Genomic DNA, 22,879 nt, shown 5'->3' with positions numbered 1-22,879 from the left:
TAAAAAAACACAACGCGAAATTAAACGTCATTTACGTAATCTTGATTCTGTTATTTCAATAGCGACATTAAAAAACAAGCAAATCAGAGTCATTCAATTTAGCGACTTTGCACTAAACCATGATTATCAATCTCTTAAAACGCAAGTTGAAAACGCTTTCGATGAATCAAAGCCTTTCAAAAAAAGCTGCCTTGATATGTCTTTTCAAGCCGTAAAAGGACGATTAAAAGGGACTGGACAATGTTTTGATCAAATTGACCTACAATTAGTCTATAAAGCACTGCCATATATTTTCGCTGAAATACCCTTTTACCTCGATACCCCTCGATTGCTTGGGGTAAAACATTCTACATTGCTCTATCACCGTCCCTGGTCAATAGGAAAAGGACTATTTAACGGTAGTTATCCAATACAAATAGGAGATAAACAAAGTTACGGAATTGTCACTCAATCATAAAATATAAAGCCCTAATGAAACAATCTTTTACTACGAAATATCATTAAAAAAGAAGCAAAATAATGGCTAAATTAAGCTCTTTCAGTATCCTCGATCCAAAATTCATAAAAAATCCTTATGATTTTTACGATGCTATGTATAAACAAGATTTAATTTACTTTGATCAATCCCAAAATGGCTATTTTATCGGAAAATATGCGGATGTTGATGTTATTTTAAAATCTTCCATTTTCAATACACGGCCATTGATTGAGAGGGCGGAACCCGTTATGGGAGATCAGGTTCTTGCTCTAATGGAAGGTGAAATACATGTACGCAAACGAAAACTCATGATGCAAGGGCTTTCAAAAGATTATTTTAATAACTACTACGAACCCATGATTCGGGAAATCACAGAAAACTGTCTGCAACCTTATATAGAAAAAGGAAATATAGATCTTGTTAATGACTTTGGCCGCGATTACGCCATATTAGTTTCATTAGGTATCCTCGGGCTTCCAAGTGATAACTACCATGACATATCTGAATGGCACAAAGGTATTACTGATTTTATTACCCTGTTTGACCAAACGGAGCTAGAAAAAAAGCATAGCATTGAATGTAGTCAGAAATTGGTTCGTTTACTCAATCCTGTCGTGGATCAGAGACGATGTAATCCTAGGGGGAATGGGGACTTTATATCTATACTTTGTGGTAGTCATGGACAAGATACAGGAATGTCCACGAATGAAATTACAGCATTGTGTTTAAACATTCTATTAGCTGCTACAGAACCTACCGACAAAGCACTAGCAATGATGTTTAAGCACTTAATATCTAATCCGAGTATGCTTGATGCGGTGGTAAAAGATCGCAGCCTAGTTCGGGATGCACTTGAAGAAACCTTACGTTTAGCATCACCGGTACAACTCATTCCAAGAGAAGCAAGCGAAGACGTCACTATTTCTGGTATCAAGATCCCCAAAGGTGCTCTAATATTTTGCATGATTGGCGCTGCTAACCGCGATCCAGCCGTTTTTCACAACCCTAATAAATTTGATTTATATCGACGAAAAAATACAGCTTCACAGCCGCAGGCAAACCGAAAGAGACACTTAGCTTTCGGTACAGGTATGCACGCCTGTATTGGTTCTGCATTTTCACTCTACCAACTGGAGGTTTCATCCAATATTATTTTGGACCGCCTGCACAATTTACGTTTTGCTGACAACGATAATTATCAAGAAACAGGAGTGTATACACGAGGGCCTTCCAAGCTCCTTTTGCGTTTTGAACCAATAGCATCGTCTGCTGTAAAGGGATAGTTGCCTTTATCTGAAAATCACCGTAGAGATGTTGAATTTTCGTTACTGCTAACGAGTGGAGCACAAAAGCAAAAACCCTGCCTTAAGAGGGTGTCGTAAAAGTTAACCCTTATCAGCTAAGCTCTGGGTTAATATTCCAAACGAGACCCTCCATGACTAAATTCCTACGGCAACTGACACCTTCCGTTCATACCGGGCGTCAGTTTGTCACTGCTCAGCACCTGCCTGTACTGAGGGGAACTCTTTCCCTCCATGACTCCTTGAAGCAAGTGGGGGAACGCACGGCATTCATTGTTTCTGATATTCTTAATGAGCAGGATTGGGCACCTTTCGAACGCGATTACGCCTCATCAGGCAGAGCTCCGTATTCCCCGCGTTCCATGATGGGGATTCTGCTAGAAACGGCGTAATCGGCATAATTCCAGTGTGGACTTTATCTCTATAAATAGGTGACTCATAATGATGAATGAAATCAATAATAAAGTAAATTAAACGGACTATTTTATACATTGACACCTTGATGCTCAATGCATATGATGCCGTTATGAACAAATCTAAAAACACACACAGTACTGTTAAACGAACAGCAGTGGACTACACTGATCGAATATATTGGAACGGCATCATTAAGATGAGCTTGTCCAAGTTTTTCATTCTCAGTGTCCTGCAACAACGGCCTATGCACGGTTATGAAATTGCCCGTGAGGTTGAGCGCTCCACCCAAGGATGTTGCTCACCGACTGAAGGTACAATTTATCCGGTGCTGCGTGAATTTGAGCAGGGTGGGTATGTAACGGTACACAATGAAACTGTTGCAGGCCGTGGCCGTAAAGTATACACATTAACAGACAAAGGGCGCGAAGCCTTTGCTGTCGCTGTGGAAGCCTGGATGGAAGTCGCTGCGCATATTAATCGTCAGCAATGACGGTTTTTTTTGACTATATACATTGATCATCTATGCATTGATCAGGAATATGATGAACCTATTGTAAATCTGACGCCAAATTACCGAAACATAATATCGGCCTATTAATGATTTAATTTGAAGGAAATAAATATGAACGAACAATCGATTAAACAACGAATCGAAGACATACAACACTATTATGGCAAAACCCTGTCTAGTAGAGAGGATCTTGCTATAAATGTATGCACTGTAGACAACTCTACTTCAGACAAAATCAAAGAAGTGCTTAAGCTTATCCATCCTGATGTACAGAACCGTTTTTACGGTTGTGGTACGCCTTTTCCTCCCTTGCTAGAAGGAACGACTGTATTAGACTTAGGATGCGGGAGTGGACGTGATTGTTTTATTCTATCCCACCTCGTAGGTACTGAGGGTAAAGTTATTGGTATTGACGCAACAGCAGAACAAATCGAGTTTGCCCAGCGCTTTGTGGATTATCATCGTCAGACCTTTAACTACCCATCCACCAATGTGCATTTTCAGCAAGGATATATCGAGTCACTAGAACAACTTAATTTACCGCCCGAAAGTATAGACGTTATCGTCTCAAACTGTGTCATCAATCTATCGGTATCTAAAGCAAACGTGTTGGCAGGTATGGCTCGTTTACTCAAATCGGGTGGTGAAATCTATTTTTCTGACATTTTTTCAGATAGAAGGTTGGATCAATCACTGAAAAATGATCAACAGATGGTTTGTGAGTGTATTGGTGACGCGCTGTATTTTGAAGATTTCATACGACTGGCAAAAACAGCCGGTTTCAATGATGCTCGTATCATTAATAGCAGTTTGAAATCCATAAACAATAAAGAGATTGAGGCAAAATTAGGCGGTGCAAAACTGTATTCAATGACGCTGAGGCTGTTCAAATTAGATTTGGAAGACCGTTGTGAAGATTATGGTCAAGTTGCCATTTACAAAGGCAATTTACCGGATGCACCGGATCAGTTTGTGCTTGATCAAGAACATATTTTTGAGACAGGTAGAGCGGTCCCCGTATGCCGGAATACTGCCGATATGATCACCAAAAGTCGTTACCATACACTTTTTGATTTAATAGGTGATGGGAAGAAACACTATGGTCTTTTCAAAGGTGGAAGGCCAAAGAATTTTGATGCTGATATCAAAGTTATGCAAACTTATGCACCAGGCGACTGTGGCTGTTAGAGTAAGCAGCAGATGACAAAAAGCCTTACAGCAATCACTGTAAGGCTTTTCTACTTTCTTTTAAGTCTGCGGACTTATTCAACATCCCCAAACTATTAACTGGTCGGCGAGAGAGGATTCGAACCTCCGACCCACTGGTCCCAAACCAGTTGCGCTACCAAGCTGCGCTACTCGCCGAAAACGAGGCGCATCTTACTGCGCTCGTTGTAGGCCGTCAATATCTTTTCGATAATCATGGGTTAGTTGCTGATAAAAACAGCATGAACGCCGCACTTTCTCACGGATTTCACAGAAATACGTCAATTAGGTAAAAAATAATGTTGTAGCTAAATCTAGACTTTCTTTTTCCTAACTAAGTTAATTTAACCTGCTACCCAGTACCCCCAGAAAGGTTTATTCATCAAATAGGTCAGAGTGTCTTCCTGTTCGTTCAAACCTAACGACATCACCAACTACTTTGTAAATCAATAACCAATCAGGCTCAATGTGAGCATCACAAAACTCCTTCCATTCACCACGGAGAGGATGATCCTGATAGTTAGCAGGCAATGGTCTATTATCAATCAACAAACTCATTAGGACCTTAAGTTTGTTCATATCTTTGCCACGTTTTTGTGCAGATTTCACATCACGCTTAAATTGACTTGAATATCTTGGCTGGCGCATCAGATACCAAGCTGATCAAATAAATCGTCAGCATCCTTTGCTTGATGAATGTCTTCACCACGATCACTCTTAGCCAAAGTTTCGGCAGTCAATTTATTAGGTACTCGCATTTCAAACGGTAATGCTTTTTCCTTCGCAACTTTAGTCAAGGTGATACGCACTAGATCAGATATGGTTAACCCCATACCAGCCAAAACCTCGGTAGCTTCTGCTTTTAATGTCTCATCGATTCTTGCCCGAACAAACGCATTTGCAGCCATAAATCCCCCTTTTAATTTATAAATAAAACGTAGCTCGAATGAGCTACAAAATCAAGGTTAGAGGTATTAAGTTCCAGCCATTGCATCTCACAACAGCCGGAATTAGCTATTTCAGCTTATTATTGCAGTAACGAAATATCCGCTACTTTCAGGAATAACTCACGCAATTCACTTAACAAAGTTAAGCGATTCACTCGCACCTGCTGGTCTTCATCCATCACCATGACATTGTCAAAGAAAGCATCGACAACTTCACGCAGGGAGGCCAACTCAACCAATGCTTCCTGATAGCATCCTTCAGCAAACAAAGGCGTCAACTTATCTTGTAAAACCACCAGATGCGTTGCCAGTTTCACCTCTTCAGGCGCTCTCAGCACAGAAGCACTGACTTTCTCATTCAGTGTCTCTTCAGACTTCGCCAGAATGTTAGAAACGCGCTTATTCGCGGCTGCCAACGCTGCGGCTTCATCCAAGGTACGGAAGTGAGTCACCGCCTTAACGCGGGCATCGAAATCAGCGGGTTGGGTTGGACGACGGGCCAACACAGCCTGAATGGTATCAATGCTGTAACCTTGCTCCTGATACCAGGCACGGAAACGGCCAAGCATAAATTCCACCACGTCATCGATGACTTTGGTATTCGTCAGCTTGTCACCATACAAACGAACCGCTTCTTCTGTCAGTGCCTGCAAATCCAGCGGCAGTTTTTTCTCAACGATAATACGCAAAGCACCCAGCGCAGCACGACGCAGTGCAAACGGGTCTTTATCGCCTTTTGGATGCTGACCAATGCCAAAAATACCCGCCAGAGTATCCATTTTGTCCGCAATGGCTAACGCACAAGAAACGCCGGTAGAAGGCAGTTCATCACCAGCAAAACGCGGTTGATACTGCTCATTCAGTGCCAACGCAACCTCTTCCGCTTCACCGTCATGGCGGGCGTAATGCATCCCCATCACACCCTGCGTATCAGTGAACTCAAATACCATGTTGGTCATCAGGTCACATTTAGACAACAGGCCCGCACGGGTAGCATGATCAACATCAGCGCCGATCTTCTCTGCAATCCAACCAGCCAGCGCCTGAATACGATCCGCTTTATCACGCAAAGTACCAAGCTGTTTCTGGAATAGAACCGTTTCTAACCGAGGTAGATTATCTTCCAGACGCTGTTTACGATCCGTCTTAAAGAAGAATTCTGCATCAGCCAAGCGTGGACGAACCACTTTTTCGTTGCCAGAAATAATTTGCTGTGGATCAGAAGATTCAATGTTGGTGACAAAAATAAAGTTTGCCATCAACTTGCCAGCATTGTCGTAAACCGGGAAGTATTTCTGGTCCCCTTTCATGGTATAAACCAATGCTTCTGCCGGCACTTCAAGGAATTTTTCTTCAAATTTCGCCGTCAGCACAACCGGCCATTCAACCAGTGAAGTGACTTCTTCTAACAGGCTATCACTAATATCCGCAATGCCGCCCAGTTGAACAGCGGCTTGTTCCACATCCTGTTTGATAAGCGCCTTACGGGTTTCATAATCTGCGATCACTTTACCGCGTTGCTGCAAAATCGCAGGATACTGTTCCGCATTGTCAATCGTGAATTCAGGCTCACCCATAAAACGATGACCACGAATGACACGCGCGGATTTGATGCCCAGAATGTCACCTTCAATCAGTTCATTACCGAACAACATCGCAACGGTATGCACCGGGCGAACAAACTGAGTCTCTTTATCGCTCCAACGCATCAGTTTAGGTATCGGCAACTTACTCAGAGCATGGCTGACCATATCCGCCAGCAGCTCTTTTACACTGCGGCCCTTAACCAGCGCACGGTACAGTAACCATTCGCCTTTATCTGTCACCAACCGTTCAGCCTGAGAAGCCGTAATACCGCAACCACGAGCCCAACCTTCAGCCGCTTTTGTCGGTTTACCTTCCGCATCAAATGCCTGAGCAATCGCCGGACCACGTTTTTCCACTTCACGGTCAGCCTGCGCTTCATCCAGATTGGCTACTTTCAGCGCCAGGCGGCGCGGAGAGGCAAACCAGCTTACTTCACCATGAGCCAAATTAGCGTTATCCAGTTCTGCCGCAAAATTAGCCGCAAATGCTTCAGCCAGTGAACGAAGAGCCTTCGGCGGCAACTCTTCTGTGCCGATTTCCACCAGGAAAGTCTGTTGAGTCATGACAGCCTCTTAGTTCTGATTCTTTTTACACATAGGGAAGCCCAGCGCCTCACGGGAGGCATAATAAGCTTCTGCAACAGCTTTGGTCAGGGTGCGGATACGCAGGATATAACGCTGACGTTCAGTCACCGAGATAGCTTTACGGGCATCCAATAAGTTGAATGTATGACCCGCTTTAAGAATACGTTCATAAGCCGGCAGCGGCAGCGGCGTTTCGAGCGCCAGCAGCTCCTGAGCTTCTTTTTCATATTGCTCAAAGCAACTAAACAGGAAATCGACATCCGCATACTCAAAGTTATAAGTAGATTGTTCCACTTCATTCTGATGATAAATATCACCATAAGTGGTTTTACCCAGCGGACCATCGCTCCAAACCAGATCATAAACACTGTCCACGCCCTGGATATACATCGCCAGACGTTCAAGACCGTAAGTAATCTCGCCGGTTACCGGCTTACACTCAAGGCCACCTACCTGCTGGAAGTAAGTGAACTGAGTTACTTCCATGCCGTTAAGCCATACTTCCCAGCCCAAGCCCCAGGCACCCAATGTCGGGTTTTCCCAGTTATCTTCAACAAAACGGATATCGTGAACCATCGGGTCCAACCCCAACTCTTTCAGAGAACCCAGATATAATTCCTGAATATTGTCTGGTGACGGCTTAATAATGACCTGAAACTGATAGTAATGTTGTAAGCGATTCGGGTTTTCACCGTATCGGCCATCCGTCGGACGACGGGAAGGTTGCACATAAGCCGCAGCAATTGGCTCCGGGCCAAGTGCACGCAAGCAAGTCATTGGATGAGAAGTACCCGCGCCGACTTCCATGTCCAGTGGTTGGACAATGGTGCAGCCCTGGCGCGCCCAATAATCCTGTAATGTCAGGATCAGCCCCTGAAAGGTCTTGGTATCAAACTTTTGCATGTTGGATCCGCACGCGATACATATGAATTTGAAAGGAAGTCAGTCAGTATACCCTTTGACCTTAAGATATACAGCCCTGAATTCGCTCTCAATTCCACCCTGAAATAAAAAAATCTTAATCTGGCTATTTTACTTGTATGTATATACAGTTAAAGTACAGTCAATTATTAACCATCAACATCGGGAATAATCATCATGGAATTAACACGCTGTAATTGGGTGACCTCTGATCCTGAATATCTGGCTTATCATGATAATGAATGGGGAAAACCACAAAAAGATAGCCAGAAGCTGTTTGAAATGATCTGTCTGGAAGGCCAGCAATCCGGGCTGTCATGGCTGACTATCCTGAAAAAACGCAAAGGCTATCGTCAATGTTTTCATCAATTTGATCCAGTAAAAATTGCCGTCATGGATGAAAATGATGTGGTACAGCTGATGCTCAATCCCGCTATTGTCCGCAATCGCGCCAAAATTAACGCCATTATCAACAATGCGCGGGCATATCTTAAAATGCAACAGCAGGGTGAGGAATTCAGCGCCTTTATCTGGCATTTTGTTGATAACAAACCGATTATTAATCAGTGGAAAACCACCACAGAGGTGCCGGTAAAAACAGATCTTTCAGATGAGTTATCACAAGCACTGAAAAAAAGAGGGTTCAAATTTATCGGCAGTACCACTTGCTATGCATTTATGCAGGCGACAGGCTTGGTCAATGACCATATAACTGACTGTTTATGTAGAAAATAAATTCAGTGAATTACAATAGCCCCAAGATTAACACCAAAAATAAAACTGGATATTAACCAAACATTTAGCTCTTTATTTTAAATGCTGAATTAAATGCCATATTAAATAATTAATAGTCATAATTTTCCAGATTGCACCCCGATAATGCGAAGGGTATGGTGTTATTTCTTCTAATTTGAATAACACACCGACAACGAACACGGCTATGATTTTTTCTCAATTCGGTAACAAGTTTACACAAGATGCAGGTATAACCCGCCTGATGAATGACCTTAATCAAGGGTTGAGGACACCCGGTGCAATTATGCTGGGTGGTGGTAATCCGGCACATATCCCGGAAATGGATGACTATTTTCAGCAATTACTGACTGAGATGGCCGCAAGCGGCCAACTCACGGAAACACTATGCAACTATGATGGTCCTCAGGGTAAAGATACGCTAATTCGGGCATTGGCAGAGATGTTGCGCGAAAAGCTTGGCTGGGAAATTAGCACACAAAATATTGCCCTGACCAATGGCAGCCAGAGCGCATTTTTCTATCTGTTTAACCTGCTGGCCGGGCGCAGTGAAGATGGATCTACCCGTAAAGTACTATTTCCACTGGCGCCGGAATATATTGGCTATTCCGACTCAGGGCTGGATGAAGGCTTATTTGTTGCCAATAAACCCAATATTGAATTATTGCCGGCAGGTCAGTTCAAATACCGTGTTGATTTTGACCATCTAAATATTACCGACGATATTGGCCTGATCTGTGTTTCTCGCCCAACTAACCCAACCGGTAACGTCATCACTGACGAAGAATTGCAACGGCTGGACTATCTCGCTCAACAACACCAAATTCCGCTGCTAATTGATAATGCTTATGGCGTCCCCTTCCCGGGCATTATTTTCAGCGAAGCCACGCCATTGTGGAATCCCAATATTATTCTGTGCATGAGCTTATCCAAATTAGGGCTGCCCGGCTCCCGCTGCGGGATTATTATTGCTAACGATAAAATCATCAATGCTGTCAGTAACATGAACGGCATCATCAGCCTTGCACCGGGCGGCGTTGGGCCAGCAATGGCACTGGAAATGATCCGACGCAATGACCTCCTTCGCCTGTCACAGGAAGTTATCCGCCCGTTCTATCAACAACGGGTTCAGGATGTTATTCATATTATTCGTCGTTACCTGCCGGCGGAACTTTGTCTGATTCATAAACCAGAGGGTGCCATTTTTCTGTGGCTGTGGTTTAAAAACCTGCCGATAACAACAGAAACGCTTTACCACAGGCTGAAAAAGCGCGGTGTACTGATGGTTCCAGGTCACTATTTCTTCCCCGGGCTCGAGCAAAACTGGCCACATGCTCACGAATGTATGCGCATGAACTACGTTCCTGATCCGGAAAGTATCGAAAAAGGGATTGCGATTCTGGCAGAAGAGATTGAACTGGCACATCAGAAAGTCGCCTGAAACCAGCAATAAAAAAGCTCCTGCATGAAAATGCGGGAGCCAAATGACAACGAGGACTTTTACATGATTATTATCAGAATTTGTAGAGTGCTTGGTACAAAGAAGAGAAAGAAACATTCCTTGTCTGCCCCCTCTCCTTCAGCAGTATCTATTTAATCAGAAAGTTTTAAATCTAATGGCTTGAATAGGCCGGTTTTTGTGCGTTTACTGATAACTAATGCAAGAGTGCATTTCTGCTTTTGCCAATAATTAAGAAAGCCAACATTAAATTTGCCATAGCACACCTCTAAACGTTTTACTTGACGTGAAATGGCAGAAGCCCAGCATATTTGCTGGGCTTCGCAGGTGTCCCTCAGTGGGGAAAAATCTTTAAGGGCCTCTATGGGCTACAGTTGTATTATCGTGAATTCTGACTAAATCGTCAACAGTGATTTTAAAGCAAGTTAAGAATTAGATAGCATCCAGCTTGCATTAATGGATTTGATAACTGCTCGTTGTATCTCTGCTACAAGCTCTCTCGATAAGCATTGATTCAGATATCCACGGACCATTCGCGGTCTGCTAAGACGTTGGCGACTGACTTGCTGAACGAGATCAGTTTTTCACCATTTCAGGCGGCATGTGACCATCATAAAAATTTGTCACGACAAAACCATCATTACTTATAGGATAATTCCCATAGTTACATTCAAGGATCTCCCCTATTTTTGGGCTAAAAGATATCGGCACAAAAAACTCCTTTTCAATTGGAAATATAAAAACCAAATCATTTTTATACTTAAAAAGTATTTAAGATATAGACCATTAAAATCATTATGATGATTTGTATCATTCCTTATTAATCAGAAGAACAGAAAAAAGGAGTGTTACATAAAAAATTCACTACTTTTTGGTATCAGTGCTATGGTCAATGTTGCGTGTCGTGATTATAGTGATGACGTAAAGGCTCTTAGCTAAGGAACTTACGGGAATAGAAGTCACCCAACAAACCAACGCAAGAGCGAAATATTCCGGCTGTTTGACCATACGAGATCAATAGAACCAATGAAGAGTAATAAATTAATTCTATTTTGCGTCACATTAGGATGGCTGTTAACCAGCGGGTGCACGAGCATTATGACCCATTCAGGGCCTAACCGTGGTTATTATTCCGGCGCAAAAACGAATATTGAAATGCTGAAAGATAACGACACTGGCTGGGTAATGAAGCCACTATTAGCAATTGACCTGCCTTTTTCTGCCTTGCTGGATACCATTTTATTACCTTATGACTATATAAAATCTGATGAGGATCAATCAGCAAATTCACCAAAAGAACGAATTGAAAAAATAGAAAAAGCACAACACCAGCTCAAAGCCAACTAATAATTCGTTCCGGTTTATTTATTGCCACCAGTAAATAGCAAACTGGCGGCAAATATATTTATTTTATTCCTGTTTCCACCAGGAAAATTTGCATATAGCCATCGACTTCACGCATAAATGCAATATGCTGACTATCCGGTGAAATCACAACCGCATCCGCAGAAGGTGCCTGTTCAGTACGCTCAGTCAGTCGCCGCATCTGCCCATTTTGCACATCACACAGCATCACACTGTTATCACAAATAAAAGCGACAAACTGACCGTTGCCCTCCCAACTAAAAGCGGATTGAATGCCACAATTTCCCTTAGTTATTTGACGAGGTTCTCCACCATTTGGCGATATTGTCCACAATTGAACAATATCATTATCATCTTTCATCAGAAAACCAATCTGCTCACCATCCGGTGAAGCACGCAACCAATGACGTGGGTTATTTACTACCCCCGGCCAGCGTTTGTGACTGGTAAATGTCAGACGACGCTGCATTACACCGGCAGGCGGTGCCGGTAACGTTGTTTCTGTGCCTTGCAGCGGTTTTTCCCCTGCGATTGCATAATCAACATCCTGTTCAGACAGATCAACGACATAGACTTCCGGTACTTTTTGCCCTGTTGCAGAAATGGTATTGCCAATAAATGCCAACGCCCAACGCTGCCAACTGCCATCCGCTTTACGATATCCAGCTTGACCGACCCAACACTCTTCATAGGCACGGTTAATCTCATCACTACCCGGCTCTGGCTGAGGTGTTGTACTACTGACTACAACGGAGAAATAGCTACCATCATGTTCACGGGGATGGTGTTTAGGTGATTCAACCGACTTGAGAGGCACCGCCACGGCGATATTGCGCAAATCCAATGCTGGATCAAGCTCATGCATAACATGGTCATTATAAGTGAAACTCAAACGACTACCATCCGGGCTGAATACATGAACGTGGCTGCCTCCGCGCAGCGCTCCCGGTGTATAAGGGGCGGTAATATCCATGGCATCCAATGTAACCGCTTTTCTGGGTAAATCCTCACTGACAATCACCCCTCGCCGGTGATGGAAATCATAATGCCATTGCTCATCAGGGAATTCAGGCCCATGAATAAACGCATACCGGACGGGTTCTGTTGGGCTAACCGTCACCACGCCAACATGAGCACCCTCTTTGGCCTGATAGATAATTTCTGTTTTGCCACCGTGTACATGAATTTTTTCTATTGTTAAACCAGTAAAAGAAGCCCCATGGGGACGAACATCATAAACTAACCACTGGCTGTCTGGTGTCCAGACATTAATATTAGTAAGCTGATGACTGCGATTATCAAACGTGATTTGCCGTTCCTGAAAGGTCATTGCATTATCCTTACATCAGGTTTTTCGGATAAATAATATTAATCCGAAATAGATGGAACTAAAAAATTTCAGTCGAGACTTTACCATTTCGACATTACTCTTACCTTTTTACGCTGTGCACATCGAATAATCTATGTTACTGAGTGTTCTTTATATCATTGGTATTACTGCTGAAGCGATGACGGGTGCTTTAGCCGCTGGTCGCCGTAAGATGGATATGTTCGGCGTGATTATTATTGCTTCGGTAACCGCCATTGGCGGTGGCTCCGTTCGGGACATACTTCTTGGGCATTATCCCCTTGGTTGGGTTAAACACCCTGAATATATCGTCACCGTCGCCTGCGCCGCTGTGATAACCACCTGGGTTGCACCGATGATGAAACATTTACGCCGTCTGTTCCTGATCCTTGATGCCATTGGTTTGATTGTCTTCTCCATTCTTGGCGCCCAGATTGCACTGGATATGAACTATGGCCCAATCATTGCCGCCATTGCTGCGGTTATCACCGGCGTTTTCGGTGGCGTGTTACGCGATATGTTGTGTAACACCATACCGCTGGTTTTCCAGAAAGAGATTTATGCTGGTGTCTCTTTTGCTGCCGCCTGGTTATATATTGGCTTACAACACACGCCGTTACCGCCAAACGGCATTGTTCTGATTACCCTGATCGCAGGTTTGACAGCAAGATTGGTTGCTATTCGCTACCGCCTTGGATTACCTGTCTTTAATTATGAGCACTCCGATCACTGAACCATACCAACGGGGTTAACCACGACCCCGTTTTCCCGGTCAAAACCCGTTATCCCTGCTACTGACAGTTTATCTGCAATCATTTTAATCTGCGCGTCATTGACAAAATCAGACAATTTTTTCAATTGCCCAGCAGTGAGCTGTTGTTTTAACTGTGCTCCGGCTAATTTCTGCTCCAGTTGCTGCCAGTGATCAACATCGTCAGACAGCTTATCCATATAAGGCACTCCAATGCCTTTCATCCAATAAGAAAAAGGCTGATTTTTTGCCTTACTGAATTGTGAATAAATAGCCTGTGCTCTTTTATCTCCGATTCCCGGTAAAGCCTCAATATCTTGAACCGAAAGTGACAACCAGCCGGTTAAATCAGTGACTAATTTCTGTTCAGTCAACATTGCCCAGCTACCGCTACTGACACCTGTCATGTGCAGCTTTTCACCAAGCCATTTCAGTCGTGCATTAAATTGCTGTTCACAGCCCACCGTTAACGTCAGGCAACTCAGCGCATGATAACGCTGCTTATCCGGTGGCTGAATATCCTGACGCTCTTTAATCCGCCACACCACTTGATCTAATTTCGGGATACCATGACCGGCTAGTGTAAGAGTTACCCGATCCCCCGGTAACACATCCAACTGCTGCCAACGACGGACTGAACCAATATTGACTCGACTGATTTGTCGGTCATCCAGTTTTACCTTATCCAGCCCAAGCACAACAGAGATTTTGCCTGTTCTGCCAATAGTAAAACTCACTTCCCTGACGTGTGTGACTTGATGGCGCAAAGGGTGTTTCCATGCCACAGCCCAACTGTTAGATCCAGACCGCCACTGACTTCCTTTAGGTTCAATTTCCTGTTTCAGCACGATACCGTCTGTGGCAAAAGGCATAGGTTGTTCAAAATAATGCATCCGCAGTTTCTGTACCTGTTCTGGCCTCTCTATTTGATGGCTGTAGCGAAGCGCTAATGGAAACCCCATATCCGCTAGTTTTCGCAATTTATTTTCCATCTCGACAGGACCATCCGGCCAGCTCCAGATAAACAAACCGACTTGCTTTAATTCTGGCGAATGCTCCTTGCGCATCATCAAACCCGCAACACGATTACGAGCGCCATCACTGCCAGAAGATTGCTGTATATGCCCATCCTGATGCAGAAAAAGCTCCCCTTGCAGTACCATATAAGGCGGTACATTTTCTATCTCTTGAGGAATCTCAGAGATATATTGGCTTTTCGCTGTCCAATCTACGCCTTCAGAGCCATTACCCCGGCTGATTAATGAAACTAATTTTCCTTTCTGGTAAATCAATGTTACCGCCACGCCATCAATCTTTGGCTGTAACCAGACAGGTAATCTGCCGTGCAACCATCGGTTAATTTCCCGTTCGTCTTTTAGTTTATTTAATCCAGTATGAGCAACCGGATGAACAAGCTTATTATCTGTAATAACTGCCACAGGAAAATCCGAATGAGGTGCTTGTTTCAAACAGAGTTGCCAATGAATTAGCTCCGTCATTAATTGATCATAAACTTCATCATCGATCTCGCTGATCCCTTTCTGACGATAAAGTTGATCCCATAGAGCCATCTGTTGCATCAGGCTTTTTGTTTCACGTTGTAATTTGTCTTGCGACCATGCTGGGCAATTTTTCTCTGTATCTGATATTTCAGCCGCAACTATCGGTGTACTGAAAATAATGAACAGAATTAATATCAATAAATTAAGCATCCGTTGCTCTCTGGCTATCCATGCATAACGGCAAAATAGAGGATAAAGAGAGGCTGTCCAAGGCTGAGATAATAACTTTGCGAAGCGGTTCGAAGGAATAACTTCCTGAAATCCCAAGATAACGAGCTTTTTCATATACTGCATAGAGCGGATATCATGGTGAAAACCTGATGTATTTAATACTTGGTTCAGGGCTGCTATCAACAATCTCCGCCACCAGTGGTTTTCATCGAAAACAGAGTCTTGACAACTTACAAACTTATCACATAAGATAAGATTAAGGGCAATATTGAATATGAACTGGAACATTGAACTCTATGATGGTGCCGAGGATGCGATCCTCAATATGCCACCCAGAATTCAGGCTCGCATGCTAAAACTGCTTGAGCTCATTGAAGAACATGGCGCTAATCTTGGAGAACCACACACTAAGTCAATGGGAAAAGGTCTATTCGAGATTCGCGCCAAAGCGCAAGAAGGTCTAGGACGCGGATTGTTTTGCTATCTACAAGGTTCAAATATCATTGTCCTTCATGCGTTTATTAAGAAAAACCAGAAGATATCTAAAAAGGATCTTGATCTCGCTTATGAACGAATGAAAGAGGTTACAAAATGAGTAGTTTAAAGTCTCTAAAATCCAAAGCATTAGCTAACCCAGATGTAAAAGCTGAATATGATGCGCTAGAACCAGAATTCGAGCTAATTAATACTCTATTACACATGCGGCGTGCTGCTGGTTTAACTCAAAATCAAGTTGCGCAACGTATGGGAACAAAAGAAGCGAATATTTCCAGGCTTGAAAAAGGAAATGGAAACCCAACACTTAAAACACTATTGAACTACGCCAGAGCTTGCAATTGTGAACTACATTTTGGCTTCAAAACAATTTAATCCAAGCGATATAGAAAAGCATCTTCGGGTGTTTTTCATATTTATTTTCTTTTGTAATAGCCTTGCGGGTGAACAACCGAAGGGTTAGCTGGGTAAACTTCAATACCAAAGTGTATAGCGATACGATTAGTCAATCTATTAAGTATTATTTTGTTATCACGAGCCACTAATCAATGACGGAATCAAATATAATAACTCAGCCTATCGAATATTCATTTGAAATTTCATTGCGTTCTCCCTCTGTTATTATCAAAATCAACTTTCAAATAAATATCAAAAGGAAATAATTTCACGAAATAGTTTGAAAAGAAAACACTACCCAAAAATAACGGACTTTTTATAAATCATATAGAACAAATATTACGACAAAAATATTAATAATTCTTCATTTTCTGTTTTGTGATTAATTATTAGTAAATTAATTTATGCATTCACATATTATTAGCAACCATAATGATATAAATAAGGTTTCATAATTCTGATACACACATGGTCTTCGACCCTTACTACACATAGGGCTGTACGTTGTACAAGGTGTAGCACTATTTTGGAATGTTATTTATATTTCCGCTAAGTTCTTCTGATCAAACTTAAAAATTGTAGTTTTTGTCACTTATTTGGTAGAAAAACAATTGAAGCCGGATTAAAAAATAGACTTGTCATTAGGTATTAATTATTTTTCCTATTATATTTAAAGAATAGACAACGTTCTTCATATCAGTAGAAATGCAGCTTAACCCGCAAGGGATAGATTTCATGACATAGACTCCCTGTGGGTAAAAGATAAATTCTATATAACCATCATTAGGAGAGTAATATGAATCAAAATAACGATTTCTCACCAAATATGGATACCAACGATAATCCTATAAAACAATATTGGCAACCAGACAGGAATAGTGACGCTGATAATAATACGCCCATCGCCTCTACTAAAGAGGCAACTGCCATGTTATTACCAAATGGCAGAGTGATCGCTTGGGGAAATGGTCCTAGTAGTCAAATCCCGCCCGACATTGCTCAATTACAGGATATCGTTAGCCTGAGTGCAACAGATGATGCTTTTGCGGCTCTACGGAAAAACCGGAGCGTGGTCGCCTGGGGAAACGAAAACGAAGGTAACGATGGTCAAGTCCCACCCGACATTTCCCAATTAACGGATATTGTCAGCCTGAAAGCAACAGGTTCTGCTTTCGTGGCTCTACGAGCAAACAGAAACATAGTCGCCTGGGGCGATGAATTTTCTGGCGGTCAAATACCTGATGAAATTGCCCAATTGCAGGATATTACCAGCCTGAGTTCAACAATAAACGCATTTGCAGCCCTACGAGCAAATCGCAGCGTGGTCGCCTGGGGAATTAAGAATTGGGGAGGTCAGGTTCCGCCAGAAATTGCCCAATTGCGGGATATTGTCAGTATTAGTGCAATAGCTTCTGCTTTCGCAGCTCTACGGTCAAACCGCAGCGTCGTCACCTGGGGATTCCAAGACTTAGGTACTCAAATCCCACCAGAAATTATTCAATTGCGGGATATTGTCAGCATAAGCGCAACAAATTTTGCTTTTGCGGCTCTACGGGCAAATCACAGTGTCGTTACTTGGGGCGACCCATCTTCGGATGGCAATATTCCGTCGGATATTGCCCAATTACAAGATATTGTCAGTCTGTGTACAACATCAAGTGCTTTCGCGGCCCTACGGGCAGATCGCAGTGTGGTTGTCTGGGAAGGGAATGATATCAAAACTCCACCCGAAATTGCCGTATTGCAGGATATTATCAGTATAAGTGCAACAGAAACCGCATTTGCAGCCCTACGGATGAACGGTAGCGTCGTTGCCTGGGGATATGGCAATTATCAAGGCAATCAAGTCCCTCCCGGGATAACTCGATTACAAGATATCGTTAGCCTTAGTGCATCAAGAAACTCATTCATAATAGTGCGAACCAATGGTCAGAGAGTAGGCTGGGGCTCTATTTACGACAATAAACTACATAATGAATATGATAGTTAGTTAATCCATTGAGCAGAAGTTTTACGGTACAGAAAAGGTAAATCCGATATGACCTTATTAGGAGAAGAAGATGAGCCAAAATAACGATTTCTCACCAAACATGGATACCCGCGATAATTCTATAAAGTTATACCAACAATTTGGGACATACGGTAATAGTAACTCCAACGACAAGATCTGCATCGTCCCTACGGCCTGGTCAACCGCCATGTTATTACCAAATGGCAGAGTGATCGCTTGGGGAGATGATGATGTCAGAAATATCCCACCCGAAATTGCTCAATTACAGGATATAGTCAGCCTGACTTCAACAACCTCTGCTGTAGCCGCACTGCGGGCAGACCGTAGCGTGGTCGCTTGGGGTGATCGAGACAACGGCGGCGAAGTCCCACCAGAAATTGCCAAATTACGGGATATTGTCAGTCTGAGTTCAACGTCGAGTGCTTTCGCCGCCCTGCGGGAAAACCGTAGTGTAGTCGTTTGGGGAGATCCAGATCAGAAAGCGCCAAATTGGGGAAGCCCAATCCCACCCGATATTGCTGAATTACAGGACATTGTCAGCCTAAGTTCAACACATTCTGCCTTCGCCGCCCTACGAGCGAATGGTAGTGTGGTCGCCTGGGGAAATCCATATCAAGGAGGGCAAGTCCCGTCTGACATTGCCCAATTACAGGATATTGTCAGAATAAGTACAACTGCGAACACATTCGTGGCCCAGCGGGCGAATGATAAAGTAGTCTCCTGGGGTAAATATTCTGTACCTTCTAATATTGTAATAAATAAGTATTTCGTCAGCCTAAGTTCAACATGGACTTCTTTCGCAGCCCTGCAAAAGGATGGTAGCGTGGACGCCTGGGGAGATGGAGAATCAGGCGGCAGCGTCCCGACAGAAATTGCTAACTTAACGGACATTGTCAGCCTAAGTGCAACAGACAAAGCATTTGCTGCCCTGCGGGCAGACCGTAGTGTAGTTACCTGGGGTGATCCGAACTCTGGCGGTCAGGTTCCACCCGAAATTGCTGCATTAAAGGATATAGTCAGCCTACATCCCGCAATAAGCTCACATCTAGCAAGAGGCTCATTCGCTGCCTTGAGGGCAAACCGCAGCGTAGTCATCTGGGGGGCAAGTACCAGCATCCCACCCCAAATCGCCAACTTAACGGACATTGTCAGCCTAAGTGCAGCAAATGATGCGTTCGCTGCCCTAAGGGCGAATGGTAGCGTGGTCTCTTGGGGACACAGTGATCCAAGTGTCAAACTCCCATCTGGGATAGCCCGATTACAAGATATCGTCAGCCTAAGTACAACCGGTAAATCTTTCACAGTCTTACGACAGAATGGTCAGATATTAGCCTGGGATGTTGGTAACGATAATATAGTACATAGTGAATATGATGATTAGCCCATTGTTATTATGAATTATTAAAAAAACACTAAAACCAAGGCTGAGCCATATACCTCGGTTCAGCCTGTCGTTTATTCCATTTGAAATATCGGCTCCCCCTCCCGCTGTTATTACTAAAATAACCTTCCAAATAAAGATGAAAAGACAATAACTCCACTAAATAGTTTGGAAAATAAATATTAAAATCCTAAAAATAACTGATTTTTCACAAACCACACAAGAATTATGACACAACCATAACAACGCATTATTTCCTACTTTACAATTAATTATTAGTAAATTAAGTTACTCGTTCACGTAATAATAGTCATAAAGATGTATATTCGCTCTAAATTCTTCCGTTCAAACCTCATTATTATCACTCTTTTAATTTATTTGTGGAAAATAATCTAAGACCCACTACCAACAATCAGATTTAGTGTTAACCAAAAGTTATCAGCCGATGAATTTTTTCTATTATCTTTTTTTAAAAAGGTTGCTATCCTTATTTATGTCTTCATAGCAATAAAAAGTCAGCTTACACCGCAAGGGATAAGTTTTATGGCATCGACTCCCTGTGGGTAAAGGTAAATCGGATATAACCTTACTAGGAGAGTAATATGAATCAAAATTACATTTTCTCCCCTGGCATGGATATTAGCGATAACCTTATAAAGGCAATACCGAGATCCTATTCTGGAAAAGGTAATGGCTCTCGTAGCAATACCCGTATTCTATACGCAACCCCCTAAGTTTTTGGGATAAGACTAATTATCCGGGATAGTCTTCCCTCCGGCCTCAAACGCAATGGGCAATAGTCATGTTAGATTATCCATGTGTACGGCCAGTAATTGCTGATAAATCTGGCAGCAATAACGGAAGATGGCAGGCAAATATACCTTAAGCAATATGCCATCATCCTGGATCTTGAAAGTGATGTGAGGCAATTGAACGAAACCTGCCGTTAAGGCAGGTAAGTGTAATAACGGCCTGCACGGGTGATCCGATGCAGAAAATAATCATCTGAAAAAGGAGAACCCTTAAAAGGCCAATACAATCTGGCCGGGACAGGGTTATCACAGAGAATGAAAATTTTTAACCTAACAATCGGGGAATCATCCCCATCTGAATATTTAATGAATGCTGGCAACACATCCATCAGCGGAGTGAAACAGGATATTGGCCGGATAACGGCGCATTGTCGCCGGTGGCCGATATGGGTGGTGGGAGTGAGCTTATCTGTAAGTGCGCTTTTCTCTACCCCGGTTCTTGCATATAAAGCTGAAATCATAGACTGGGTTCCCCAGCTAGCCATTGTTGCCCTCGGGCAGCCAGTATTGGATGGGGAAAACAATAACGGTAAGCCAGTTCGTTATCCGCCAAAAGGGACAAAAAACTTAATAGGTGTTTTTCCATCAAGGTTCAATGTTGAGTTTCCAGAAACAGAGTATCCCACCGTGTTAAAAGATCTCATGCTTTGGGTTAGAGCGCAAAACCGTCTCTTCGTTGTTCCACACGTCGTTACAGGAAAGTACACCTGTGAGATGACGGCCTACCGCAAAGACAAGGCAGCAGGAAAGGCCAAGTCAACACTTTTTACAGATGCAGTCGTTGTAAATAAGGATATCCACTGGTTTAAAGGGGATAGTAACGTGATGGAGTCCAAACTAGTAGATCTGAATTACACTGTATCCTGTAAGGGAACGGGTTTTTCATGGCAGCGGAAACCTGAAGAGAAAGTCAAATTCGAAAGTGACTGGAAGAATGGGGTGCCATCAATTGAAATGCAAGACAGCAAAGATCCCAACTATTATATCTATAACGTTGCTTTCTGGAGTCCACCAGGTGGTTTAAATCCCAATTTTAAAGATCCAGCCGTAGTACAACCTCACGCAGAAAACAATGATAACCAGCAGAAAGTGACCCCCTAAGAGTAAAGGTAATTTACCCGGGAGGGGGTGATGGCAACAAATGGTCATCTTTAACAAGGCAGCCGGGGAACAATCCCCGGTTGAATAGGGCGAGTTAGACATTCAGCCTATAAATTCCGACGGGTAAAACCAAACAAGCGGCGATACAAAATATCCACTAGCCATCTTTCCCCAAGAAAATTTCTGTGGAAATGCATCGGTAACGCGACACGTATGAGCAGGTACGTGTATACTGTTACAAGAATTTTATTCTGCTTTTATTTATACCCAATAGATTTCAAGTTGCAGCGCAGCGGTAAGTGAAAGCAGCAACCTGAAAGATGAAGGGTATACATTGTTATCCAATCAACCAAGATATCATCATGATCCAAGGCACATTATATATTGTCTCTGCGCCAAGCGGGGCGGGTAAATCAAGTCTAATTCAGGCTTTATTAAAAACACAACCTTTGTACGATACTCAGGTTTCTGTTTCCCATACCACGCGCGCAATGCGTCCCGGTGAAAATCATGGTGAACACTATTTCTTTATCACTGAAGAAGCCTTTTGCCAAATGATCGATAATCATGAATTTCTGGAACACGCCCGTGTTTTCGGTAATTATTACGGTACATCCCAGAAAGTGATTGAAGAAACCCTTACCAGTGGCGTTGATGTCTTTCTTGATATCGATTGGCAAGGCGCGCAGCAGATCCGCAAACAAATGCCCTCTGCCCGCAGTATTTTTATCCTGCCACCGTCAAAAGAAGAGCTTTGCCGCCGTCTGCGCGGTCGGGGTCAGGACAGTGAAGACATTATTGAAAAACGCATGGAGCAGGCTGTTGCAGAAATGGTTCACTATAACGAGTATGATTATTTAATCGTTAATGACGATTTCAATACTGCATTAGCCGATCTGCACACCATTATCCGTTCAGAACGCCTGCATCGGGAGCGCCAGGCACAACGGCATGATGCTTTAATCAGCAAATTATTGGCAGACTGAACCCAATTTCAGTATTATGCCCAGTCATTTCTTTACCTGTGGAGTCGCACACATATGGCACGCGTAACTGTTCAAGACGCTGTAGAAAAAATTGGTAACCGTTTTGACCTGGTATTGGTCGCTGCTCGTCGAGCACGTCAACTGCAAACAGGCGGTAAAGACCCGCTGGTTGCTGAAGAGAACGATAAAGTGACCGTTATCGCTCTGCGTGAAGTGGAAGAGGGTCTGATTAACGGTAAAATCCTGGATGTCCGTGAGCGCCAGGAACAACAAGAGCAGGAAGCAGCAGAAATGCAGGCGGTTTCCGCTATCGCGGAAAGTCGTCGTTAATCTACG

The 22,879-nt window shown here is 43.2% G+C and carries 22 protein-coding genes, 1 tRNA gene and 1 pseudogene; 16 read left to right on the top strand and 8 right to left on the bottom strand.

Annotation, left to right across the window (positions count from 1 at the left end):
* From LGZ99_RS02760 to LGZ99_RS02740, 5 genes are all read left to right on the top strand, one after another.
* Window positions 1-457 (top strand): tRNA-dependent cyclodipeptide synthase (locus LGZ99_RS02760; RefSeq protein WP_262978834.1); only part of this gene is annotated, 457 nt, incomplete at its 5' end.
* Between the two features lie 62 nt (window positions 458-519).
* Window positions 520-1,761 (top strand): cytochrome P450, cyclodipeptide synthase-associated, encoded by a 1,242-nt coding sequence (locus tag LGZ99_RS02755; RefSeq protein ID WP_262978833.1) that lies wholly within the window; start codon window positions 520-522, stop codon window positions 1,759-1,761.
* Window positions 1,762-1,913: 152 nt separating this feature from the next.
* A complete protein-coding gene (locus LGZ99_RS02750; protein WP_262978832.1) occupies window positions 1,914-2,171 on the top strand; it encodes a hypothetical protein in 258 nt (85 codons plus the stop codon).
* A 134-nt stretch (window positions 2,172-2,305) separates the two neighbouring features.
* A complete protein-coding gene (locus LGZ99_RS02745) occupies window positions 2,306-2,686 on the top strand; it encodes a PadR family transcriptional regulator (protein ID WP_262978831.1) in 381 nt (126 codons plus the stop codon).
* Window positions 2,687-2,818: 132 nt separating this feature from the next.
* A complete protein-coding gene (locus LGZ99_RS02740; protein WP_262978830.1) occupies window positions 2,819-3,895 on the top strand; it encodes a methyltransferase domain-containing protein in 1,077 nt (358 codons plus the stop codon).
* A gap of 100 nt (window positions 3,896-3,995) precedes the next feature.
* On the opposite strand, the gene LGZ99_RS02735 is transcribed toward LGZ99_RS02740, so the two are convergent.
* The 5 genes from LGZ99_RS02735 to glyQ form a co-directional block, all read right to left on the bottom strand.
* A tRNA-Pro gene (locus LGZ99_RS02735) sits at window positions 3,996-4,072 on the bottom strand.
* A gap of 216 nt (window positions 4,073-4,288) precedes the next feature.
* Entirely contained in the window at window positions 4,289-4,561 is a 273-nt protein-coding gene (locus LGZ99_RS02730; RefSeq protein WP_036837662.1) for a type II toxin-antitoxin system YafQ family toxin, read from the bottom strand.
* Window positions 4,561-4,821, bottom strand: a complete 261-nt coding sequence (locus LGZ99_RS02725; protein ID WP_021325378.1) for a type II toxin-antitoxin system RelB/DinJ family antitoxin — start codon at window positions 4,819-4,821, stop codon at window positions 4,561-4,563. The genes LGZ99_RS02730 and LGZ99_RS02725 overlap by 1 nt, the downstream gene beginning before the upstream one ends.
* A 119-nt stretch (window positions 4,822-4,940) precedes the next feature.
* Window positions 4,941-7,010, bottom strand: coding sequence for a glycine--tRNA ligase subunit beta (gene glyS / locus LGZ99_RS02720; RefSeq protein WP_262978829.1), 2,070 nt, complete (start codon window positions 7,008-7,010; stop codon window positions 4,941-4,943).
* 9 nt (window positions 7,011-7,019) lie between these two features.
* Window positions 7,020-7,934: a glycine--tRNA ligase subunit alpha gene (gene glyQ, locus LGZ99_RS02715; protein WP_021325376.1), complete on the bottom strand. Its 915-nt coding sequence runs from the start codon at window positions 7,932-7,934 to the stop codon at window positions 7,020-7,022.
* A 195-nt stretch (window positions 7,935-8,129) separates the two neighbouring features.
* On the opposite strand from glyQ, the gene LGZ99_RS02710 reads away from it, so the two are divergent.
* Both LGZ99_RS02710 and LGZ99_RS02705 read left to right on the top strand, forming a co-directional pair.
* Window positions 8,130-8,687 (top strand): DNA-3-methyladenine glycosylase I, encoded by a 558-nt coding sequence (locus tag LGZ99_RS02710; protein WP_036837660.1) that lies wholly within the window; start codon window positions 8,130-8,132, stop codon window positions 8,685-8,687.
* 205 nt (window positions 8,688-8,892) lie between these two features.
* The gene (locus tag LGZ99_RS02705; protein ID WP_036837657.1) at window positions 8,893-10,146 is read left to right on the top strand and encodes a valine--pyruvate transaminase; all 1,254 of its coding nucleotides are present in this window, start codon (window positions 8,893-8,895) and stop codon (window positions 10,144-10,146) included.
* Between the two features lie 443 nt (window positions 10,147-10,589).
* On the opposite strand, the pseudogene LGZ99_RS02700 reads toward LGZ99_RS02705, so the two are convergent.
* Window positions 10,590-10,875: pseudogene (locus tag LGZ99_RS02700) on the bottom strand (hypothetical protein).
* 315 nt (window positions 10,876-11,190) lie between these two features.
* Between LGZ99_RS02700 and LGZ99_RS02695 the strand changes: the two are divergent.
* Complete coding sequence (locus tag LGZ99_RS02695) at window positions 11,191-11,511, top strand: YceK/YidQ family lipoprotein (protein ID WP_031280738.1); 321 nt, start codon at window positions 11,191-11,193, stop codon at window positions 11,509-11,511.
* 58 nt (window positions 11,512-11,569) lie between these two features.
* On the opposite strand, the gene LGZ99_RS02690 is transcribed toward LGZ99_RS02695, so the two are convergent.
* Window positions 11,570-12,859: a YidR family protein gene (locus tag LGZ99_RS02690; RefSeq protein WP_036837653.1), complete on the bottom strand. Its 1,290-nt coding sequence runs from the start codon at window positions 12,857-12,859 to the stop codon at window positions 11,570-11,572.
* 133 nt (window positions 12,860-12,992) lie between these two features.
* Here LGZ99_RS02690 and LGZ99_RS02685 point away from each other — a divergent pair, with 133 nt between their 5' ends.
* A complete protein-coding gene (locus tag LGZ99_RS02685) occupies window positions 12,993-13,610 on the top strand; it encodes a trimeric intracellular cation channel family protein (protein ID WP_021325371.1) in 618 nt (205 codons plus the stop codon).
* Here LGZ99_RS02685 and ligB read toward each other — a convergent pair.
* Window positions 13,604-15,547, bottom strand: a complete 1,944-nt coding sequence (gene ligB / locus LGZ99_RS02680; protein WP_235184678.1) for an NAD-dependent DNA ligase LigB — start codon at window positions 15,545-15,547, stop codon at window positions 13,604-13,606. The genes LGZ99_RS02685 and ligB overlap by 7 nt on opposite strands.
* A gap of 88 nt (window positions 15,548-15,635) precedes the next feature.
* On the opposite strand from ligB, the gene LGZ99_RS02675 reads away from it, so the two are divergent.
* The 7 genes from LGZ99_RS02675 (at window position 15,636) to rpoZ (ending at window position 22,873) form a co-directional block, all read left to right on the top strand.
* Entirely contained in the window at window positions 15,636-15,956 is a 321-nt protein-coding gene (locus LGZ99_RS02675) for a type II toxin-antitoxin system RelE/ParE family toxin (protein ID WP_036837651.1), read from the top strand.
* A complete protein-coding gene (locus LGZ99_RS02670; RefSeq protein ID WP_036837648.1) occupies window positions 15,953-16,231 on the top strand; it encodes a helix-turn-helix domain-containing protein in 279 nt (92 codons plus the stop codon). The genes LGZ99_RS02675 and LGZ99_RS02670 overlap by 4 nt, the downstream gene beginning before the upstream one ends.
* An 817-nt stretch (window positions 16,232-17,048) precedes the next feature.
* Window positions 17,049-18,242: an RCC1 domain-containing protein gene (locus LGZ99_RS02665; RefSeq protein WP_036837645.1), complete on the top strand. Its 1,194-nt coding sequence runs from the start codon at window positions 17,049-17,051 to the stop codon at window positions 18,240-18,242.
* Window positions 18,243-18,312: 70 nt separating this feature from the next.
* Entirely contained in the window at window positions 18,313-19,644 is a 1,332-nt protein-coding gene (locus LGZ99_RS02660; protein WP_036837642.1) for an RCC1 domain-containing protein, read from the top strand.
* Window positions 19,645-20,711: 1,067 nt separating this feature from the next.
* Entirely contained in the window at window positions 20,712-21,557 is an 846-nt protein-coding gene (locus LGZ99_RS02655) for a hypothetical protein (RefSeq protein ID WP_152552711.1), read from the top strand.
* 362 nt (window positions 21,558-21,919) lie between these two features.
* Window positions 21,920-22,543, top strand: coding sequence for a guanylate kinase (gene gmk, locus LGZ99_RS02650; RefSeq protein WP_021326362.1), 624 nt, complete (start codon window positions 21,920-21,922; stop codon window positions 22,541-22,543).
* A 54-nt stretch (window positions 22,544-22,597) separates the two neighbouring features.
* Window positions 22,598-22,873, top strand: a complete 276-nt coding sequence (rpoZ, locus tag LGZ99_RS02645) for a DNA-directed RNA polymerase subunit omega (protein ID WP_011144672.1) — start codon at window positions 22,598-22,600, stop codon at window positions 22,871-22,873.
* Window positions 22,874-22,879: the final 6 nt, after the last annotated feature.

Origin of the sequence: Photorhabdus temperata (assembly GCF_025384845.1) — a bacterium.
GTDB lineage: Bacteria > Pseudomonadota > Gammaproteobacteria > Enterobacterales > Enterobacteriaceae > Photorhabdus > Photorhabdus temperata.
Note: the sequence above shows the minus strand (reverse complement) of the source record. Positions and strands in the feature narration are given on the sequence as shown.

Coding starts and splice junctions, on each gene's coding strand:
- LGZ99_RS02755 (WP_262978833.1), top strand. CDS start 520: ATGGCTAAATTAAGCTCTTTCAGTATCCTCGATCCAAAATTCATAAAA.
- LGZ99_RS02750 (WP_262978832.1), top strand. CDS start 1,914: ATGACTAAATTCCTACGGCAACTGACACCTTCCGTTCATACCGGGCGT.
- LGZ99_RS02745 (WP_262978831.1), top strand. CDS start 2,306: ATGAACAAATCTAAAAACACACACAGTACTGTTAAACGAACAGCAGTG.
- LGZ99_RS02740 (WP_262978830.1), top strand. CDS start 2,819: ATGAACGAACAATCGATTAAACAACGAATCGAAGACATACAACACTAT.
- LGZ99_RS02730 (WP_036837662.1), bottom strand. CDS start 4,561: ATGCGCCAGCCAAGATATTCAAGTCAATTTAAGCGTGATGTGAAATCT.
- LGZ99_RS02725 (WP_021325378.1), bottom strand. CDS start 4,821: ATGGCTGCAAATGCGTTTGTTCGGGCAAGAATCGATGAGACATTAAAA.
- glyS (WP_262978829.1), bottom strand. CDS start 7,010: ATGACTCAACAGACTTTCCTGGTGGAAATCGGCACAGAAGAGTTGCCG.
- glyQ (WP_021325376.1), bottom strand. CDS start 7,934: ATGCAAAAGTTTGATACCAAGACCTTTCAGGGGCTGATCCTGACATTA.
- LGZ99_RS02710 (WP_036837660.1), top strand. CDS start 8,130: ATGGAATTAACACGCTGTAATTGGGTGACCTCTGATCCTGAATATCTG.
- LGZ99_RS02705 (WP_036837657.1), top strand. CDS start 8,893: ATGATTTTTTCTCAATTCGGTAACAAGTTTACACAAGATGCAGGTATA.
- LGZ99_RS02695 (WP_031280738.1), top strand. CDS start 11,191: ATGAAGAGTAATAAATTAATTCTATTTTGCGTCACATTAGGATGGCTG.
- LGZ99_RS02690 (WP_036837653.1), bottom strand. CDS start 12,859: ATGACCTTTCAGGAACGGCAAATCACGTTTGATAATCGCAGTCATCAG.
- LGZ99_RS02685 (WP_021325371.1), top strand. CDS start 12,993: ATGTTACTGAGTGTTCTTTATATCATTGGTATTACTGCTGAAGCGATG.
- LGZ99_RS02675 (WP_036837651.1), top strand. CDS start 15,636: ATGAACTGGAACATTGAACTCTATGATGGTGCCGAGGATGCGATCCTC.
- LGZ99_RS02670 (WP_036837648.1), top strand. CDS start 15,953: ATGAGTAGTTTAAAGTCTCTAAAATCCAAAGCATTAGCTAACCCAGAT.
- LGZ99_RS02665 (WP_036837645.1), top strand. CDS start 17,049: ATGAATCAAAATAACGATTTCTCACCAAATATGGATACCAACGATAAT.
- LGZ99_RS02660 (WP_036837642.1), top strand. CDS start 18,313: ATGAGCCAAAATAACGATTTCTCACCAAACATGGATACCCGCGATAAT.
- LGZ99_RS02655 (WP_152552711.1), top strand. CDS start 20,712: ATGAAAATTTTTAACCTAACAATCGGGGAATCATCCCCATCTGAATAT.
- gmk (WP_021326362.1), top strand. CDS start 21,920: ATGATCCAAGGCACATTATATATTGTCTCTGCGCCAAGCGGGGCGGGT.
- rpoZ (WP_011144672.1), top strand. CDS start 22,598: ATGGCACGCGTAACTGTTCAAGACGCTGTAGAAAAAATTGGTAACCGT.